Consider the following 18462-nt stretch of genomic DNA (forward strand, 5'->3'; position numbering starts at 1 on the left):
CGATTTTACGCTATGCTGCACCACTTTTTACGTTCGACCCACCTACGACTCGCTGTCAGGGCCCCTTATGCCTTTTTCTACACTCGGTTTATCCACTCCCCTCGTTCAGGCGATTACCGAACTCGGTTACCAGACGCCCACGCCCATCCAGGAACAGGCCATTCCCGCGATTCTCTCGGGCAAGGACCTCATCGCCACCGCCCAAACCGGCACCGGCAAAACCGCCGCCTTCGTGCTGCCGCTGCTGGAGCGCTTCAGCAACGCAGAAGCGCTGCGGGCCAAGCGCATCCGCGCGCTGATTCTGGTGCCCACTCGCGAGCTGGCGGTACAGGTCAACGCCAGCGTGGCGCAATACGCCAAGCATACCCAGCTCACCTCGATGGCCGCGTATGGCGGTGTGGATACCGCGCCCCAAAAGGAGCGTTTGATCGAAGGCGTGGACATTCTGGTGGCCACACCGGGCAGGCTGCTGGACCTGGCGCATCAGCGCGCCCTGCACTTCGACGAGCTGCAGGTCATGGTGCTGGACGAAGCGGACAGAATGGTCGACATGGGCTTTGTGGATGATATTCACAAGATCATCGTGCGCCTGCCGGAACAGCGCCAGAACCTGCTGTTCACAGCCACCATGACCCAGGACGTTCGCGCCCTCGCCCGCAGCTTTTCAGACAGCAAGATGACCGACCTGGCCGCCAACATCGCCATCACCCCCAACGTTCGCGCCGCCGACACCATCGAACAGTGGCTGATCACGGTCGACAAGGACACCAAATCCGCCCTGCTCAGCCACCTGATCAACGAACAGGCCTGGGACCAGGCGCTGATCTTCGTCGAGAAGAAGCACAGCGCGGCCAAGCTGGTGGCCCAGCTGGAGAAACGCGGCATCGTCGCGGACTCCATCCATGGCGGCAGAAGCCAGGCCATGCGCGAAAAGATTCTGGCCCAGTTCAAAACCGGTGAACTCAAGTACCTGGTGGCCACCGGCGTCGCGGCGCGGGGGCTGGATATCGGCGAGCTGAGCCGAGTGGTGAACTACGACTTACCCTTCCAGCCGGAAGAGTACATCCACCGCATTGGCCGCACCGGCCGCGCCGGGGCCTCCGGGGAAGCCATATCGCTGGTGGATATCAGCGACTTCAAGAACCTGTGTGCCATCGAACGGCGCATGAACCAGCTCATCGAGCGCCGGGAAGTGGCGGAATTTCCGGTCAAGAAGGCCGTCCCGGCCTCCAATTTGAAGCATGTGAAGAAAGGCAGCCGCTAGGCGTTGTAGGCAACATCGGCGAGTGATGGCCCGCAGGCAGGTGGCAGGCCTTACCCCTGAGCGGGTGAAAACGCCGCCAGCAGCTCGGCGTTGGTGGGGTACTTCTCCATCAGCGCCAGCAGCTTCTGCGCGCCGTCGGTTGGCTTGAGCGGCGTCAAGGCTCTGCGCAGGCTGCGTACCTTTTCGATCTCGTGGGCCTCGATCAACAGCTCTTCTCGGCGGGTACTGCTTTTGGCAATATCGAGTGCCGGGAAGATGCGCTGGCTGGCCACCTCCCGCGACAGCACCAGCTCCATGTTGCCGGTGCCCTTGAACTCCTCGAAGATCACCTGATCCATGCGGCTTCCCGTCTCCACCAGCACGGTGGCCAGAATGGTCAGCGAGCCGCCGTTTTCGATGTTTCGTGCCGCCCCGAACAGTTTGCGGGGGATTTCCAGCGCCCGGGTATCCAACCCGCCCGACATGGTACGGCCACTGCCCCGCTGCCCCGCGTTGTGCACCCGGGAAAGCCGCGTCAATGAGTCGATCACGATCATCACATCGTGCCCTTCCCCGGCTTGCCTGCGCGCCGTTTGCAGCAGGTTATCGGCCACGCGCGCATGGTGGGCGTAGCTTTCGTCAGACGACGAAGCGTGCACTTCGGTGGTCACGCTGCGCTTGAAATCGGTCACTTCCTCCGGGCGCTCATCGATCAGCAGGGCATACAGCTTGATCTCGGGATACGCCGCCGCCACGGCCTGGCAGATATGCTTCAACAGCGTGGTTTTCCCCGCCCCCGGCGGCGCCACGATCAGCCCGCGCTGCCCCATGCCAATGGGCGTAATCAAATCCATCGCCCGCACGCTGTGCTCATGAACGCCATTGGCGAGATAAAGGCGCGGGGAAGGATGAATGGCCGTGCCGTTGAGAAAGCGCTTTTCGGGGTCGGTGTGTGATTGCTCTTCGGGTGAGGAATCGGCCACTGTGTCGGCGGGCTTGGCCTCTGGGGGCCGTTTCGTTTTGAGGCTTAGGGTTTTGCGGGTCATGGTTGGAGCCGTTTTGTCAAAGTGAGGATTCGTGGTTGACCGCGTTCGTGGTGACTCGACGGCGGATGTTAAACGTAGGCATGGTATTCAACGACCTTCCTGACGGTACACAGCGCCCTTTCGAGCTGCTGAATATCTACCGATGCTAGCGCAAGACGGATGGCATGGGGCACCTGGGCTGCCGTTGAAAAGGGCGCAGCGGTAGACACACTGATGCCTTGTTGCAAAAGCGCACTTGCCACCCGGTCGGCACGCCCCTCTTCCAGCAAGGGCAGCCAAACGCAGTAAGACGCAGGGTGTGCCTGATAGCGCATGCCCTTGAATACCCGAGCCACCACCGCTTGCCGCTGTGCGGCATCCTCACGCTTTTGCTGCTCCAAACGCGCCACCGTTCCCTCTTGCACCCATTGGCATACCATCGCCGTCATCACCGCTGGCGTATTCCAGGTCGTCGCGCGAATCGTGCGCTCTATCTCGGCAACCCATTGTGCAGGTGCCGCCACATAGCCAACCCGCAAGCCGGTGGCCACGCTTTTGGAGAAACTCGACACGTATATCGTACGCTCGGGGGCAAGCCTGGCCAACGGCGGAGGCGCCAGGGCCTCAAGAAACGCATAGGGAGCATCCTCGATGATCAGAAAATCGTGCTGCTCGGCCAAGGCAATGAGCTGATGCCGCCATGCCATCCCCATTACCCACCCCATGGGGTTATGCACGGTGGGCTGAACATAGACTGCACGAACGCGGCGGCGCTGGCAAAGTCTCGCGAGTGCACACAAGTCGGTTCCTTCCACATTGGCGGGCACTGCTGCCAGTTCCAACCCTAAGCGATGCGCCAAGACACTAAAGCCTGGGTACGTGATGGCATCGACGGCGATCACATCACCCGGCTTGAATAGCGCCATGGCCGTGGTCGCCAAGCCATGCTGAGCACCATCGACCAGCAATAACCGTTCCGCAGCGACGTTTAGACCACTGCGCATCACGTGCTGGGCAACGATCTCTCTCTCATGCAGACGACCACCGTGGGGCTGGTAGTGGAGCAATGCACTCACATCACCTGATGAAGCGAGCTGGCTTAGCGCTGCGCGCAGCAGATCCGCCTGCCCCGCCACAGTGGGGTAATTGAAGCTGAGGTCTAGCAGGCCATCGACGACTTGCTGCTGGTCTACCCCCAGCCCCGGCGGCAGCGCAGTATCCCTCACAAACGTTCCTCGCCCCGTTTCTCCCACCACAAGCCCCATGGCTTCAAGCTCGGCGTATACCCGTGTTGCCGTGGCCAGCGCCAAGCCGTGCCGCTGGGCAAGTTGCCGGTGCGTGGGCAAGCGCGTGCCAGGGCGGTACTTTCCAGCACGAATCTCCAGCGCGAAGGCATCGACTACCTGTTTGTATCGGGCACGTGGCATGGGCATTGTATCCATGACAATAATTTGATTGTGATATATACCATGCCTAGCATGCGATACGTGACCCCACCTGGAGCTTCACCTCATGCATATCGCCATCCTTACCTTCGAAGGCTTCAACGAACTTGACTCATTGATTGCCCTGGGCATTTTGAATCGCATCAAACAGCCCGGCTGGCGCGTATCGCTCATGTGCCCGGAAGCCAAGGTGACATCGATGAATGGCGTTACCCTCCACGCCCAAGCCTCTTTCGCAGAGCTGGCAAGCGCCGATGCCGTCCTGATCGGTAGCGGCATCCATACCCGTGAGATTGCTGAAAACGAGCACTTGATGGCCCAGCTTACGTTGAATCCCGGCCAACAACTTTTGGGCGCACAGTGCTCAGGCACCTTGCTGCTCGCCAAACGCGGCCTTCTCGGGAACGTTCCTGCCTGTACCGATCTCACCACCCGGCCCTGGGTGATGGACGCAGGCATCGAGGTATTGAATCAGCCGTTCTTTGCCAGCGGAAATATCGCCACTGCAGGTGGCTGCCTGGGCTCACAATACCTAGCCTGCTGGATGATAGCCCGCCTGGTGGGCATGGAGGCAGCCGAAGAAGCCATGCATTATGTGGCCCCTGTGGGGGAGAAAACAGAATACATCGAGCGCATGGTGCGCAATATCGGCCCATACCTTCCAGCGGCAGGGTCTTCGCTACGGATGGCGACTCATCTGAGTGAATGATGGCGTGGCGTGATGGGCATGCCAAGGAAAAGACTACGCTACTGGCACAGATCACCGCTTCTGAAGGATCGCTGAATAAGTGTGCCAGTGCTTGTTTGTGCCCATGAGCGTCATCCCTGCCCTGCTTTGTTCTTGAAGGGTAATGACGTGATAGTCATCCGCAAATAGCGTGGCAAGCGTAGCGGGCGTGTGGATGGTCAAATGGCGGCTTTCATCTTGCGCCCAGGTATCATCAGGCCCCATGAAATGGCCACAAAACATGCCCCCTGAGCTCAACGATTGAGTCAACCTGTGCCACACCGTTGGAAATACGTCAGGGTGACAAAAGAACAGACTCATACACGCGGTAATCAAGGAAGCAGGCGGGTACTCGAACTCATCAAAACGGGCCTGAGAGGTAAACAGCGACAACCCCCGATGCGCCTTGCCCGCTTCTTGTAAGCGCTCGATGGCCTGTGGGTGATGGTCAAACGCATGCACCCGATAACCGCGCTCCACCAAAAACAGGGCATTCCGCCCTGCTCCACAGCCCATATCAATGGCGGTCCTGGGCAGCTCGCCGGGTAGCCGCTCGACGGATTCACGTAGGTGCGGATAAATATCCAGCTGCTTCGAGCGCTCATAATAAGTGCCGTGGTTCATTCTGCCCCTCCATATGCCAAGGATGCATGATCACGTGAATAGCTCACGGCACCGTGCGTTACGACGACACATCGGCACCATAGGCTTTTCGATAAAACCAAAAGCTCATTAAAAGCGCCAGCATGTTCACCCCCACCAGGGTGGGAAACGAGTCATTCATGAACGAATACTGAAAACCACTGCCCAGCATGGCGTTATAGCCATAACTGATATTGCCTAAACCCACCCACACGGACAGGTAAGCACCCGAGCCAAAAAAGTAGCCCAGCACAGGCGTATTAAAAACAGGCACCTGTATTAGCCAAAACTTGAAATTGGCACGCGCTGCGTTCGGCTGCTTCTCTAACAATTGAATGCCGCACCAAATACCCCACGAAAACAACAGAATAAAACCAATACAAAACAGCCAGTCCAGAACATGCGATGACACCATCATGTAAGGCATCGTGGAAGATATACCAATACCTCCCCCCGCAATCGTCATAGCCCCCAATACGCGCCGCTTCCAATCGTTCATCTTCATCCTTAGCCAAACGTATAAGCACACTCAAATTAAGGGGGCTAATTAAACCATGAGACAGGTGGTAAAAAAAGTAGCTTTGGAAGCGGTTCTGGTATGCTACTGGGATTGTATCAGGGGTGATGTCAGACCTCTTACAAAAGGCCCAGCCAGTCGTTAATCAAGGCTAATACATCCGCACCAGCCTTTGATTATGCATTATTCGTAGTGGCTCCAGGCCTGAGAACTTTCACCACTCGCTCATCATCGAGCACTTGATAGACCAAACGATACTGAATATTGATGCGGCGTAAATAGGCCCCCGCAAGATCACCCACGAGTTTCTCAAACGGAGGCGGCTTGCGGTATGGGTCTTCGGCTACCAGCGCTAGCAGTTCCTGCGCTTTTGGTTTGAGGCCGATGGAGGCCAGCTTCGCAGCGGCGCGACTTTATCGCGTCGGCCTGCCTTGCCTTGTTATAGGTGCTTTGCCATGATATACCAATATTTGGTACAGGAGTTTCCCCATGGCTAGAAATACCAGCATTACACTCGGCCCCCACTTTGACGAGTTTATAGCCACTCAGGTTGAAAAGGGCCGCTATGGCTCGGTGAGCGAGGTGGTACGTGCCGGACTGCGTCTGCTTGAAGAAACGGAAAGTAAGCTTGAACGGCTCCAACGCCTCCTGGATGAAGGCGAACAGAGTGGAATAGCAGAGTATTCCCTTGAAAGCGTTATTACAGAACTGGACAACGAAGCTCACTGATGCGTCCATACCTGCTCACTGCCTCTGCCCGAAAAGACGTTGTCGAGATAGGCCGCTTCACCACCGAAAAGTGGGGAAAGCGCCAACGCGATACGTACCTCAGGCAGCTTGACGATGCTTTCAAGCGGCTCGCTCGCCAACCTGATATTGGCCGCGATGCGGGTGACATAAAACCAGGGTACAAAAAGTTCAGTCAGGGCAGTCATGTGATCTTTTACAGAGCCGGTACGGAATCCAGGATCGTTGTCATCCGAATTCTCCACAACAGTATGGATGTGGAGCAGCATCTTTAACGCCCGCCATCACCGGTGACAAAGCCGTAGCGAAGCGAAGGGTTTGGCATCCGGTGCATGGCTTGGTTATGTTTCGTTTGCAGGTAATTCAAGCTGCCTCTCACTTCGCCAGACTCGTATGAGCACAACCTCTTTAGCTTGCCTAAGATAGACAACTCGAAATGGCGCGTGAATCAATTCGCGAATATGATCCAGGTTGAATTCAGGAACAATACGGCCAGCATCAGGGTGGAGCTGAAGCATTTCACTATGCTCCAAGATCGCAGCCACGAAATCATCACCGATATGTGGAACATCCTGCTCTTTGTAATACTCTTGAATAGCCTGTAAGTCCTCAAGAGCGGACTGTGCGATGCGTAATTCCATTTACTTGATGCCCAACGTTTTCTTGGCGTCCTCCAACGATACGGTGTTGCCCTCGCGAACATCCATAAGCCCCTGCGCCACCGCCTTTACAAACCGCAATTCCTCTGCACTTTTCTCATAATCCTCGAGCCCCTGCACAACCGCTACGCCGCGGCCACGGCTGGTAAGCAGGATTGGGCGATGCGTGTCCTGTGCTCGACCAACCACCTTTCCGGGATTGATCTTCAGGTCTGATAGAGGAATGACATCCTCGGAAAATTTCACTTGCATAGTGGTTACCTAGCCAACAATTTAGTGCTATTAATAGCACCATTTAACAGGTACGGTCAAGAAACATAACGTTGGAATTCAGCGGCCGGCGAAGCCGGTCCGCTGGAATGATTTGTTAGACAATAATCGCAGGAGTTGGTGAGATGAGTGTGTCTGGTGTTTTCTCCGCAACTTCAACGTCTACCGGAACCGTCGTGCTTGCGTTGAAGAGCAAGTGAGGTTGTGCAATCGGCCTAAGAGCATCAATGACATCAACCACTTTGAAATTTCGCCTCGTAACTAGCTCATTGACAACCTGTCGATGAAATGGAATTGGCAGATGCGATTCGCGCGGCATGTTTGCGTCAGCGCCCAGAAACTGCATGACAATTCCCCACGAAACGTAAAAGACTTCCATAAACGAGGCGTCGTATGGAACCGGACACACAATCAAGTTGCGTTGATTATCAACCCGAATCCCGTCGTACCTTCCTTGCATTGACGGAACAATACCGAGACGTAATCCCGCAGCTCCTTCAAGCATGGATGGATTGATCTTAACGGTTGTTCCGACCCACTTGTCAGAGTCACGACAGCCAACGAATAGGTCTGCTTTCCAAAGCCCTTTGATTGTCGATGGTAAGGTCTCGCGATGAGCAGAAGATCTAAATGCCCGCGCTAGGTCACTTAAATATTGTTTCAGCTTGGGGGGTTGTGCCTGTGCTCCTGTGAGAATTCTTGATTCATCGGTTAAAAGACCGTTTGCCGTATTAACCAGTTGAAGCGATCCACTTTTTTCAGCGGCAAATAGGATGGAGTCAATCTCTGAGCCAGGTACTCGACAGTAACGTGTTAGCGCGTCATAGGTAAGCGCTCCACCAACCCCATCTTCTACCGCTGAGTAGTATCCGTCAGACTGGTGTCATTCGATAGCAAGGAGGACACCATGACCGACCTGACCTCGACACAGGCCTACTGGCTGGGCCACCTGTTTCATGCCTCCTCTCGGCAACTGGCGCTGAGTGAATACGCCGAGGAGCAAGGACTGGAACTGGCGTCACTGCTGGCGTGGGAGCAGCGCCTGGAGGTGCAGGGCGTGCCCGTGCCACCTCGCCACCGGCCGCTGCGCTTCGTCGCCGTGGAGGTGACCCGATGATCCGGCCGGACACCCGGCTGCGCGTCTACCTGTGTCGCGAGCCGGTCGACATGCGCAAGCAGATCGATGGGCTGGCCCTGCTGGTTCAGGAGGCCATGGAGCTCAACCCCTTCGATGAGGCGGTCTTCGTGTTCGGCAACCGCCAGCGCGATAAGGTCAAGCTGCTGTTCTGGGAGCGTAACGGCTTCGTGGTCTGGTACAAGCGCCTGGAGCGGGAGCGCTTCAAGTGGCCGGGCCGCCTGGAGGGCGACACCGTCACGCTCTCGGGCCAGGAGCTGAACTGGCTTCTGGATGGCTATGACCTCAGTGCCATGCGCCCCCATAAGACCTTGGATTTTCAGGCGGTTGGCTGATTTTTTGCTGCTTTCAGCGGCGCCGCTTGGTAAAATGGCGGCATGATCTCACCGGCCTCGACACCTTCCGTCAGCGTCTCCCAACTGCAGCGCCAAGTGCGCGCTCAGCAGGAGGAGATTGCGCGTCTTCATCGCCTGATGGAGAAGAAGGAGGCTCAGTGGGAAGCCGCCAAGCAGTCCCTTTTTGAGCAACTCAAGCTGGCCATTGAAGGCCGGTTCGGTCCCTCTACCGAGAAGTACCGCGTCGAACAGGGTGATCTGCTCATCAACGAGGCCGAGGTGGCGGTCGATGAGGAAGAGGCCAGCGCCCAGGATGACACGGCTGACGCGCCGGCCGACCCCCACCAGCCGGCCAAGCGCCGCCCCCGTGGCGGCCGCGTGGCGTTACCCCCCGAGCTGCCCCGCGTCGAAGTGATCCATGAGCTCCCCGAGGATGCCCGTCATTGCCACCACGACGGCACCGAGCTCAAGGAGATCGGCAAAGAGATCAGTGAGGAACTGCACGTCGTGCCGGCGCGGATCGAGGTAATCCGCCATGTGCGCATCAAGTACGGCTGCCCAGACTGCGAAGAGGGCGTGCAGATCGCCCCGGCGCCGGCCAAGCTGCTGCCCAAGAGCAATGCCAGCCCGACCCTGCTCGCCTACGTGGCCACCGCCAAGTACCAGGATGCCTTGCCGCTCTATCGGCAGAGCCTGATCTTTGCCCGGCACGGCATCGAGATCCCACGCAACACCCTGGCCCGCTGGATGGTGCAGGTCGGCGAGCGGCTGATGCCGTTGGTCGAGGCCCTGCGACAGCACCTACTGCAGGCCCCGCTGATTCACATGGACGAGACCACGCTGCAGGTCAACGCCGAGGCCGACCGGCCGGCGAGCTCAACGTCCTACATGTGGCTGCAACGCGGGGGGCCACCGGGCCAACAGGTGGTGCTGTTCGACTATGATGCGAGCCGAGCCGGTCGGGTGCCCGTGCGCCTGCTGGGTGACTATGCGGGGTACCTGGTCACCGATGGCTACGAAGGCTATGCCGAGGTGGTGCGAAAGAACGGCATCACCCACGCCGGGTGCTGGGCGCACGCTCGTCGCAAGTTCGTCGAGGCCCAGAAAGTGCAGCCCAAGGGCAAGACCGGCAAGGCCGACTGGGCGCTCAACCAGATCCGCAAACTCTACGCCGTGGAAAAGCAGGCCAAGGCGCTGGAGCCCGAGGCGCGTCAGGCATTGCGTGATCAGAAGAGCCGCCCGCTGATCACCCAGCTGCGCACCTGGCTCGACAAGTCGCTGACGCAGGTGCTGCCGAAGAGCGCGCTGGGCCGGGCGCTGCACTACCTGGAGGGCCAGTGGCAGCGCCTGACCCGCTTCCTCGATGACGGGTTGATCCCGCTGGACAACAACCCGGCCGAGAACGCCATTCGCCCCTTCGTCGTCGGCCGCAAGAACTGGCTGTTCAGCCACACACCGAGCGGTGCCCAGGCCAGCGCGGCCATCTACAGCCTGATCGAGACGGCCAAGGCCAACGGCCTCTCACCCTACGAGTACCTGCAGTTCGTGTTTAAGACCCTGCCAACTCTCGGCGAGGATGACGACCTCGGCACGCTGCTGCCCTGGTGCTGGAAAGACACTCTACCGGTCTAACTCAGGCCGCAACAGGTGGGGTTGGTGGAGCGCTTACCGTCATAGATGCGCTCAGTAATCCCTGCTTGTCTCTGTCTTAGGGCCTCGTGAACCGCGTACTCAAAACAAATACCAATGTCGCCATCACCCTCTCTCCTGAGTCTTGGGAGCATGAAAAGCGGCACCTCTTCATACCCCCCAAGCTGATCGGCAACTTGTTTTTTCAGAGAGTAGAGAAGACCATTTAATATTGGTCGAACCACTGCGATGTGTGCTGAATAGAGATCACCTACTGGGCTTTGCTGTCTTTCGGCAATGATGGTAATTGGCTCGGTAGTCACGAAACCTCCAGTTGTTGTCTAACGCCGTTCATAACCGGCAGGCGCGGAGCGACTGTCCGGCGCCGAAGGCGTGTAGTTCATGACATTGTTAGCGCTCTTGGGCATAGAACATAGCCATTCTGCCACCAACCGAAGGACAAACCGTTGCTACTTCAGGAGGAGGAGTAAAAAAATTAGGGGGAGGCTCAATTCTGCGCCCATCAATTACATTCCTGTAATATAAGATTATAAGGCAGAACAGTGCAGCCACTGAATTCAATGCGTTTTTCAGATTGGCCTCCGAGTAATGCTCATTTCTCTGGTGTTTAACATTGTTGTGACTCGACCACCAAATTGGAGTTCTGTCTTGTTTCCAGTTAGACCAAGGAGTAAGGGTGAGAGCATACCTGGGAATTATGATTTCCATATCTTCAAGCTCAGGGAGATTCGCTCTCAACTCATTTTTATAATGACTTATGTTATTGGCGGCCGATTCAGGGTTTAGCTGTTTGCAAAGCTGCTTAGCAATTACATCTACTTCAGAACAGCTCGCCAAGAAGATGTGCGCAAGTTCTGTCGAATAAACACCAAAATTTTGTTCTGCGAACTCAATATACCTTGCCAACTGTTCCACATCGGCTTCCAAAGCCAAGAAGTAATTCCAATGCAGAAGGCTCTGGCCTTCTTGTATTCCCATAACATACCTCAAGTTCATTTTTTATTCGCTAACGCCTTGCTCACCGGTAAATTGGGAGCGCAGCGAGTAATTTATCCGCGTGTAGCAACTTGTTAGCAATAACTCAGCTCGACTGATACGGAAGTCGAGCTGAACATAAATCACCCAAAATTTCTTGACGATGGCAATTACTTTTTGTAACTGAACACATCTTTGAATACAGATATAATTCGAGCTGAGTTCTCTGGCAAAACGACTTCCCCTTTTTCCATGTCGAAGAAATTTTCCAATACAGCAATATAGGCGTGGCCGACGGCTTCCGTGATTGCAATCGCTGTGGATGCAGAAATAGCTCCGCCGATCAGGGTGCCTGCGCCGGGAATAAATTTCAGGGCGTTAGATACTACAGCTTTACCCACTTGCGCCAGTGCGGTAACTCCCATAATACCAGTCAAAACTGATGTCATTTTTGAATTATCCGCATCTAGTTCGAATTCGGTATTGATTTTATAAATCATGGTGCTTTGTATTGCTGCAATAATAGGTGCATCAGACCCAGGAATCGGTGAAGCTCCCGCTGTTCCGGCTGCGGCGGAAGCAACGTGAACCATTTCTCTGGCACCCTCTTTCATCGCGGTAAGACGCTTTTCTATTTTTGAGCGCTGAGCTTTTAGAAAGGCATTTTTTGCCGATTTCTTACCCTCAGGAAATCGCGCTTCAGTGACCTCAGTCAGGGATTCAAGCCCTTTGACCTTTACCACAATATCTTCGTCAATTTCATAGGGGACAGAATTAACGGAAACATAAGCTCCGCTCAAAAAGTCTTTATAATCTTTGTCAATGATAAGCTTTGCTTCTTCAACAAATTCTCTTTCTGACTTGCCTGTAACACGGGTGAAAACTACGACGGCGGGGATATTACGTTTCTCGAGAAGGCCAATCAACGTAAGGTCGCGGTCTTCCACTCGATCACTGCTGGCTTTTATGCAAACCCAGCCAATATGAGGAATATCGCTGTCGTCATTGGCGTTATCAATGGCTTGCCTGAATTCATTTTCCAGTGATGCCATTGTGTCTTGATAGTTTTCAGCCTCTATGCCTTTGGTGTCCCAAAGGCAAATACCTTTTTCAGGGATGACAATTTTTTCAAGATGCTGGGTGATAGGCTTTCCTGCACCGGCTTTAACAACTTCCTCGCCAAAAATAGCGTTAATCAAAGTGCTTTTACCTACACCGCTGGCACCAGAAATAATTACATTGCATTGTTCTTTTTCATTGACAGCCTTATTTCTGGCTTTGTCATGATTAAACTCACCGCTTTCCTCGTTGTAGCTGTCGCCAAGGAAATCCTTATAATCGCTCATTTCTTTTTCTCCGTATCACTTCAGTTAAAATTTAGAATTATCGATTGTCAGTGGTTACTCTTGCTAACGCGTGAATTAAGCCGCGCCGCGAAGCGGCGTCGGCTTGAATGACTAGTTAGATTTCTTCTTGCCGCGGATCTTGAGCTTGCCCTCAGCTTGCTTGTCAGCAAGGGGTGCAACTCTCCTGAAGACTGACAGAAGAATCTTGAGCTTCATGACGGGGTTGCCATCCGTGCGTTGGCCGATCAAAGCCTCCTGCTCCGGCGAGAGTCCGAACAGATCTATCAATTTCTTGGACGAGTTCTCGCAGAATGTTATCTGCCGCTGCTTTAAATCGAGCTCTTCTTTCGCGAGGTTGATCTTAGAAAGCTTGTGCTCGATCGCGCCCTTTTGAATGTTCCGGTAGGTCTCGTGAGCATTGTTGATGGAGGAGCAAACAGCTTTCACAATCGCAGCCACTGTAGTAGCCGCTGCGAGCAGGAGCGTTAACTCGATAAAGCCCGGAGAGGCGTACTGAATCCTTTTTACTTCTGGCCGGAACTTAGACGGAATCTTGTGAAATAGCTGGTTGAAAAAATTAACGGTGCTATAGCCTCCCTGCCAAGGAAACTTGCCATAGATGTAGTCAATCTCGGCGCGCCTGGCGAGCGGGAGGTCTGGCATTAACGAGTAAGCAAACCCATAGAGCTGGACGTAATCCTTTGTGGCATCGGATAGCTCCTCTAGGCTCCAACGGCCATCCAGTCCAAGTTGCACATCATCTTCATGGAATGCCATAGATCCCCCTACATCTAACGCCCGGCTTTGGGGCGGACTTGTAGCCGCGCAGCGGCGGAAAGGCCGTCCCAGCTCCGAAGGGGCGACAACAGCCGATTGTTAAATGCCCTTGCGCTCAACAATCGTAACGATTCTTTATGTGTTGATGGTAGTACTGTCCAATAGAGCGAGCCCTAACAAAATCGCGAAAGACTCTCTCTGGAACCCGACAAAAAGTGTAAACAGGATCACTATCCTCAAAATCTATGTACATGCGCATGGTGCTGGCATCGTAGCCAATGCGCCGAATAGCAGTTGACCGAACATTAATCCACTCTGTCATATGACTTCCTATTTCCTTAGCCAGGGCAACGTTTTTGATGGGCCATATATGTGACCATTATCAATCCAAAATTTCCCACCGTCGGTAGGCCCCCAGATCCAGCCACCATCAATCCACCACTTGCCTGAGTTATACGGCCCCCAAATATAACCGCCGTCAATCCAGAATCTTCCCGATTCTTCTGGACCCCAGATGTAGTTGTTATCAATCCAAAATCCAGTATACATCTGGACTCCTTTTGTAATTTAACGCCTGGCACACGTGCCGTTTGGAGCCGCATCGCGGCGGAAAAGCGGTCACCGTGCTGCCACTGGTTAGGCTTGCTTCCTGGGGCGTCAAAACCGTTCATCGCGTATCGCAGGAAGCACAAGTTCACGAACGTACGAGACGCTGGACATACTAAGGAGTGCTTTTACCACGCCGACTACATCATGAACCGGCACAAGCTGCCCATCGCCTCTGAGAGCAGCCTCACTTAACGGAACAGAGAGACCATCTTCTGTGTTGAGGTAGCCCAACTGCAAGCAAGTAACCGCTAATCCGTCCTCTCTAAAGCTCTCCCTCAACGCATCACCAATGCCGGTCAGGGCGAACTTTGATGCGCCGAACGTAACTTCTGGTCGCCCACTCTGACGAAGCCCGGACGTTGAGCCGGTGAGAATCAAACGAGGACTAGTTGAGCCGAGAAGTTTCGGGATTAGTCGTTTCAGCAGCAGGATGGTGCCGGTGATGTTGGTATTCACCATCGCGACAATACTTGCATCAGCATCATCGAGAAATTTGTACTCGTCTGAGAAGGCGGTCTCTTCCCACACCCCCAGATTGTAAATGAGCACATCCAGTTCCGAGGGTGCCTGTCGCTCAATCTGCTTAGCAGCTTTCAACGGAGCTCCCAAATCCGCCTCGATCCAGTCGAGACAAACGGAAGGTGGTAGTGTCAGATCACTCGGCCGGCCGCGTGAAACACCAATGACATTATCACCGGCGGCACATAGCCCCTCGACAAAAGCTCGACCAAGACCTCTACTCGCCCCAACCACCATCATCCTCACGAATCAACTCTCCTTTTGCCTAACAGTGAAGCATTTATTCGCCGTGCGGAGCATGGCGAATAAATGCCTGTTGGACTAAGGCGCGTCCATCAGGCGGCTATTTAATAGGGAATTGTATTGACTGACAGGTGGCCTGAGGTGCCAAACGGCGCATTGGCAGGTCGGGGGGCACGCGCTCTGATCGTCCGTTTCGTCATTATGTCGACACTTCCAAATCCAATTTAACCCAATGTAGCGCGTCTGATGGCTAAAATCCATCATCGGGACGAGCTTATCCATGACTCGCTAGCGAGCCGGTTAGCCAGGTCTGTTGTTGTCGTAGGGCGTTACATCATGCTCGATAGTGTTGCTCCTTGTCGTTAGGCGGCTGATCATGGAGGGGGCGCTGGGGTGTGAGCGTCCCGATCATCCGTAAGGTGGGCTGCTTGCAGTGTGGACAGGTGTAGGTCGGCTCCGCATCGCTGGCGGCTGTATCGACATGGGGGGCCTGGTCAACCATCGCTAGCGCTCGACGGATCTGTACCAGACGTTGCCGTCGGCAGCGATTGGCCAGAAAGCCGTAATGCCGCACTCGCATCAGTCCCTTGGGCAGGACATGGAGCAGGAAGCGACGCACGAACTCCTCGCCATCCAGAATGAGTTGCTTGTGTCGGTTGTGGTCGCGGTAATCCTTGTAACGTAGGGTCACTTGCTGGTCGTCTACGGCGAGGATACGTGCGTTGCTGATGGCGATCTGGCGCGTGTAGCGCGCCAGGTAGCGTACTACCGCCTGGGTGTGTTCAAGGCAGTCCTTGCTGTCAACCACCCAGTCAGTGGCCATCAGTGTGTTCAATTGAGCATCGACATCGCCGGGCCGGGTAACCCGGTGGAGATCGCCAGCATGGGCGGCCTTGCGCAGAGCGCTCACCATGTGCCCACGGAAGTGGCGTGACAGGGCCCGCACGGGGAACAAGTAGTTGCTTCGCGCTTCATGCCACTTGCCATCGTCACTCAAGGCACCGCCTGGAACCAGACAATGCAGATGCACATGCTGGCTCAGGTTCTGGCCCCAGGTGTGAAGCACCGCGATCATGCCCATTTCGCCGTTGAGGCGTTTTGGGTCTCGTGCAAACGTGCACAGCGTTTGCCAGGCACTCTGGAACAGCAATCGGTGAATCACCTCGGGATGAAGCTGAACCCAGCCATTAAGACTGTGCGGTAGCGTGAATACGACGTGGTAATAGCGCACCGGCAGCATATTGGCCTGCTGACGCTCAGCCCATTGCGCCATGGCGCGGCCCTGACACTGTGGACAGTGACGATCACGACAGCCAAAGTAGCGTGGCTGTACATGAGCGCAGTCAGAGCACTGTAAGACCATCCCACCCATCGCCTTCGTTCGGCAGGCCAGCAGATGGGTACACACCCGTTGGCGCTGGCGATCAAGACCGCTTGGGTCGAGAAAGCGGGTCAATGCCTGTTGCAAGGTAGCGGCCTTAGTCATGGCTCACCTCCAGGGCGGCCACCAGGTCAATATGACACTGATCTCCCCCTTGCTGGTTCGGTAGCCAGTGCAGGTAGCGCATCGTCGACTGGAGGTTACGGTGGCCCAGTAGTCGCTGGAGCTGATGGACGGGCAGGCCTTGCTCCAGAACATGGGTGGCATAGGCATGGCGCAGACTATGGATGCCACCCACCCGCTCGACCCCGGCCAGACGCTTGGCCTGGGTAAAGGCCTTCTGTGGCGCACTGGCGTGCAGGGCTTGATCGGGAAACAGAGCGCTCGGGAACAGCCATGTGACTGGCCGATAGGCGCGCCAGTAATCGCGCAAGCGATCAAGCAGGGTCACGGGTAGTAACACCATACGATCCTTGCCGCCCTTGCCCTGCGTCACACGGAGTTGGTAACGCTGGCTGTCGATGTCACTAACTCGCAGGTGGCAGACCTCGGTCACACGCAATCCGCAGCCATAGCACAGTTCGAGCATCATGCGATGCTTGGCGTTTTGGCAGGCGGCCAGGATCCGCCGAACCTCGTCGCGGGTCAGCAGTTCTGGAATCCGCTGCGGTTTTTTGGGGACGGTGAGCGGCACATCAAACGACGGCCACTGCAATACGTGCAAATACAGGAACCGCACGCCGTGCAGATAGACACGGCAACTGGCGGCAGACAAACCGCGCTCCTGAACCAGGTGATTGAAGAAGTGTTGCAGGTCGTCGGTACTCAACGTGTCTGGCGAACGGTGGAAATAACGTGCCAGATCAGTGACCACCATCAGGTAGGTATTGTGGGTACGTTGCGCAAAGCCACGCTGACGCATGGCCGCGATCATCTTCTGTCGCAGGGCAGTCATCGTCGTCACTCCTGTTGATTGACCCACGTGGGTCAATCAATAGTGTGGCCCGATGAGGCGAAAAACGTGATTCGTCAACAGCTACCGCGAAGCGGTTTAGTTCAACAGTGATTATACGCCCTTCCACATAACACTTTTGAACGCGCCAGCATGACCATTGATGTTATATCGCCACTCAAGCAAGCATAAACCACTGTTTCTAATAGTCTATGCCTGGCACATGGCAGCATAACCAAAATTCGCGCGCCTGCTGCTTTTTACGATTTAATCATACTCTATTGATAAATTTGGCTTTGGTCACGCAGATTTTCGGAAAAATTGAGTTGGGTCAAGGGATGGAGTGGTTGAGGGAATGTGGCGGGTTCGGGGCGGCTGGGCGCCGCCTTCGCGCCGGGCCGCCGCTGCGGGTGCCTTCCTCGCTCGTTGCTCTCGCTCGGGCGTTACGCCGCGCTACGGGGTTGGTGGCGCTTTGGGGGATGTGGCGGGGTCGGGGCGGCTGGCGCCGCCTTCGCGCCGGGCCGCCGCTGCGGGTGCCTTCTTCGCTCGTTGCTCTCGCTCGGGCGTTACGCCGCGCTACGGGGGCCGAACGTCTAACACTCACGGGTCACCAGCCACTCCTCTCCCCTTCCATTTTTCTCCTCACTTCAAAGCTCGATGCCTTTTTGGGCTTTGATGCCTTGGTCTTTGAAGGCGTGTTTGACGACTTTCATTTCGGTGACGGTGTCGGCGAGGTCGATGAGGGGTTGGGGGGCGTAGCGGCCGGTGACGATGGCGTGTTGCATGGGGGGGCGGGCTTGCAGGTCGTCGAGGACCTGGTCCAGGTCGAGGTACTCGTAGCGCAGGGCTATGTTGAGTTCGTCGAGCAGTACCATGTGGTAGCTGTCGTCTTGCAGCATGCGCTTGGCTTGTGCCCAGGCGGCGTTGGCGGCGGCGACGTCGCGTTCGCGGTCCTGAGTGTCCCAAGTGTAGCCTTCGCCCATGACGTGGTAGTCCACGTTGGGCAGGTTGCGGAAGAAGGCTTCTTCGCCGGTGCTGAACGCGCCCTTGATGAACTGCACCACGCCTACCTTTATGCCGTGGCCCAGGGCGCGGGCGAGCATGCCAAAACCGGAGCTGCTTTTGCCTTTGCCGGGGCCGGTGAGCACCAGCAAGATGCCCTGCTCTTTGTCGGCGCGGGCAATGCGCTCGTTCATGATTTTTTGCTTGGCCGCCATGCGCTGGGCATGGCGTTCCGGGGTTTTGGCATTTTCGCGCATGGGGGC

At 55.8% G+C, this 18462-nt stretch carries 23 protein-coding genes and 1 pseudogene; 7 read left to right on the forward strand and 17 right to left on the reverse strand.

Annotated elements, in window-relative coordinates:
- Positions 1-67: 67 nt before the first annotated feature.
- Positions 68-1264: a DEAD/DEAH box helicase gene (locus RVM26_RS07860; RefSeq protein WP_498941585.1), complete on the forward strand. Its 1197-nt coding sequence runs from the start codon at positions 68-70 to the stop codon at positions 1262-1264.
- 50 nt (positions 1265-1314) lie between these two features.
- Here the strand turns inward: RVM26_RS07860 and rho are convergent, their stop codons facing one another.
- Both rho and RVM26_RS07870 read right to left on the reverse strand, forming a co-directional pair.
- The gene (rho, locus tag RVM26_RS07865; RefSeq protein ID WP_498941586.1) at positions 1315-2289 is read right to left on the reverse strand and encodes a transcription termination factor Rho; all 975 of its coding nucleotides are present in this window, start codon (positions 2287-2289) and stop codon (positions 1315-1317) included.
- Between the two features lie 68 nt (positions 2290-2357).
- Positions 2358-3695, reverse strand: coding sequence for an aminotransferase-like domain-containing protein (locus RVM26_RS07870; RefSeq protein ID WP_498941587.1), 1338 nt, complete (start codon positions 3693-3695; stop codon positions 2358-2360).
- Positions 3696-3780: 85 nt separating this feature from the next.
- Between RVM26_RS07870 and RVM26_RS07875 the strand changes: the two genes are divergently transcribed.
- Positions 3781-4422, forward strand: coding sequence for a type 1 glutamine amidotransferase family protein (locus RVM26_RS07875; protein ID WP_498941588.1), 642 nt, complete (start codon positions 3781-3783; stop codon positions 4420-4422).
- A 51-nt stretch (positions 4423-4473) separates the two neighbouring features.
- Here the strand turns inward: RVM26_RS07875 and RVM26_RS07880 are convergent, their stop codons facing one another.
- From RVM26_RS07880 to RVM26_RS07890, 3 genes and pseudogenes are all read right to left on the reverse strand, one after another.
- The gene (locus tag RVM26_RS07880) at positions 4474-5064 is read right to left on the reverse strand and encodes a class I SAM-dependent methyltransferase (RefSeq protein WP_498941589.1); all 591 of its coding nucleotides are present in this window, start codon (positions 5062-5064) and stop codon (positions 4474-4476) included.
- A gap of 58 nt (positions 5065-5122) precedes the next feature.
- Positions 5123-5581: a hypothetical protein gene (locus RVM26_RS07885; RefSeq protein WP_498941590.1), complete on the reverse strand. Its 459-nt coding sequence runs from the start codon at positions 5579-5581 to the stop codon at positions 5123-5125.
- 201 nt (positions 5582-5782) lie between these two features.
- Positions 5783-5994 (reverse strand): annotated as a pseudogene (locus RVM26_RS07890) (Txe/YoeB family addiction module toxin).
- 94 nt (positions 5995-6088) lie between these two features.
- On the opposite strand from RVM26_RS07890, the gene RVM26_RS07895 reads away from it, so the two are divergent.
- Together RVM26_RS07895 and RVM26_RS07900 are read left to right on the forward strand one after the other, a co-directional pair.
- Complete coding sequence (locus RVM26_RS07895) at positions 6089-6328, forward strand: type II toxin-antitoxin system ParD family antitoxin (RefSeq protein WP_016914150.1); 240 nt, start codon at positions 6089-6091, stop codon at positions 6326-6328.
- On the forward strand, positions 6328-6621 hold the full coding sequence (locus RVM26_RS07900) for a type II toxin-antitoxin system RelE/ParE family toxin (RefSeq protein ID WP_213262573.1): 294 nt from the start codon (positions 6328-6330) through the stop codon (positions 6619-6621). The genes RVM26_RS07895 and RVM26_RS07900 overlap by 1 nt, the downstream gene beginning before the upstream one ends.
- Positions 6622-6687: 66 nt before the next feature.
- On the opposite strand, the gene RVM26_RS07905 is transcribed toward RVM26_RS07900, so the two are convergent.
- The 3 genes from RVM26_RS07905 to RVM26_RS07915 all read right to left on the reverse strand — a co-directional run bounded on the left by RVM26_RS07905 (position 6688) and on the right by RVM26_RS07915 (position 7780).
- Positions 6688-6987 carry a type II toxin-antitoxin system RelE/ParE family toxin gene (locus RVM26_RS07905; RefSeq protein WP_086904840.1) on the reverse strand — a complete coding sequence of 100 codons (300 nt, stop codon included), beginning with the start codon at positions 6985-6987 and terminating at the stop codon, positions 6688-6690.
- A complete protein-coding gene (locus RVM26_RS07910; RefSeq protein WP_086904841.1) occupies positions 6988-7257 on the reverse strand; it encodes a type II toxin-antitoxin system Phd/YefM family antitoxin in 270 nt (89 codons plus the stop codon).
- A 115-nt stretch (positions 7258-7372) separates the two neighbouring features.
- A complete protein-coding gene (locus tag RVM26_RS07915) occupies positions 7373-7780 on the reverse strand; it encodes a hypothetical protein (protein ID WP_498941591.1) in 408 nt (135 codons plus the stop codon).
- A 402-nt stretch (positions 7781-8182) separates the two neighbouring features.
- Between RVM26_RS07915 and RVM26_RS07920 the strand changes: the two genes are divergently transcribed.
- The 3 genes from RVM26_RS07920 to tnpC are packed head-to-tail and all read left to right on the forward strand — an operon-like array spanning position 8183 to position 10377.
- A complete protein-coding gene (locus RVM26_RS07920) occupies positions 8183-8392 on the forward strand; it encodes a hypothetical protein (RefSeq protein WP_498941592.1) in 210 nt (69 codons plus the stop codon).
- Positions 8389-8745 (forward strand): IS66 family insertion sequence element accessory protein TnpB, encoded by a 357-nt coding sequence (gene tnpB, locus RVM26_RS07925; protein ID WP_498941593.1) that lies wholly within the window; start codon positions 8389-8391, stop codon positions 8743-8745. Before RVM26_RS07920 ends, tnpB begins: the two co-directional genes overlap by 4 nt.
- A gap of 42 nt (positions 8746-8787) precedes the next feature.
- Complete coding sequence (tnpC, locus tag RVM26_RS07930) at positions 8788-10377, forward strand: IS66 family transposase (protein WP_498941594.1); 1590 nt, start codon at positions 8788-8790, stop codon at positions 10375-10377.
- On the opposite strand, the gene RVM26_RS07935 is transcribed toward tnpC, so the two are convergent.
- The 9 genes from RVM26_RS07935 to cobO all read right to left on the reverse strand — a co-directional run bounded on the left by RVM26_RS07935 (position 10374) and on the right by cobO (position 18456).
- A complete protein-coding gene (locus RVM26_RS07935) occupies positions 10374-10697 on the reverse strand; it encodes a hypothetical protein (RefSeq protein ID WP_498941595.1) in 324 nt (107 codons plus the stop codon). The genes tnpC and RVM26_RS07935 overlap by 4 nt on opposite strands.
- 88 nt (positions 10698-10785) lie before the next feature.
- Positions 10786-11373 (reverse strand): hypothetical protein, encoded by a 588-nt coding sequence (locus RVM26_RS07940; RefSeq protein ID WP_498941596.1) that lies wholly within the window; start codon positions 11371-11373, stop codon positions 10786-10788.
- 167 nt (positions 11374-11540) lie between these two features.
- Positions 11541-12716: a YcjF family protein gene (locus RVM26_RS07945; RefSeq protein ID WP_498941597.1), complete on the reverse strand. Its 1176-nt coding sequence runs from the start codon at positions 12714-12716 to the stop codon at positions 11541-11543.
- 111 nt (positions 12717-12827) lie between these two features.
- Positions 12828-13493: a hypothetical protein gene (locus RVM26_RS07950; protein ID WP_498941598.1), complete on the reverse strand. Its 666-nt coding sequence runs from the start codon at positions 13491-13493 to the stop codon at positions 12828-12830.
- A 115-nt stretch (positions 13494-13608) separates the two neighbouring features.
- Entirely contained in the window at positions 13609-13815 is a 207-nt protein-coding gene (locus RVM26_RS07955; protein WP_093477503.1) for a KTSC domain-containing protein, read from the reverse strand.
- Positions 13816-14150: 335 nt separating this feature from the next.
- Positions 14151-14861: an SDR family NAD(P)-dependent oxidoreductase gene (locus RVM26_RS07960; protein ID WP_498941716.1), complete on the reverse strand. Its 711-nt coding sequence runs from the start codon at positions 14859-14861 to the stop codon at positions 14151-14153.
- A 337-nt stretch (positions 14862-15198) separates the two neighbouring features.
- A complete protein-coding gene (locus RVM26_RS07965; protein WP_498941599.1) occupies positions 15199-16350 on the reverse strand; it encodes an IS91 family transposase in 1152 nt (383 codons plus the stop codon).
- On the reverse strand, positions 16343-17200 hold the full coding sequence (locus RVM26_RS07970; RefSeq protein WP_213262753.1) for a tyrosine-type recombinase/integrase: 858 nt from the start codon (positions 17198-17200) through the stop codon (positions 16343-16345). The genes RVM26_RS07965 and RVM26_RS07970 overlap by 8 nt, the downstream gene beginning before the upstream one ends.
- A gap of 644 nt (positions 17201-17844) precedes the next feature.
- Positions 17845-18456, reverse strand: a complete 612-nt coding sequence (gene cobO, locus RVM26_RS07975) for a cob(I)yrinic acid a,c-diamide adenosyltransferase (protein WP_498941600.1) — start codon at positions 18454-18456, stop codon at positions 17845-17847.
- Positions 18457-18462 lie beyond the last annotated feature (6 nt).

The organism is Halomonas sp. KM072 (assembly GCF_050710315.1).
GTDB classification, from domain to species: domain Bacteria; phylum Pseudomonadota; class Gammaproteobacteria; order Pseudomonadales; family Halomonadaceae; genus Vreelandella; species Vreelandella hamiltonii.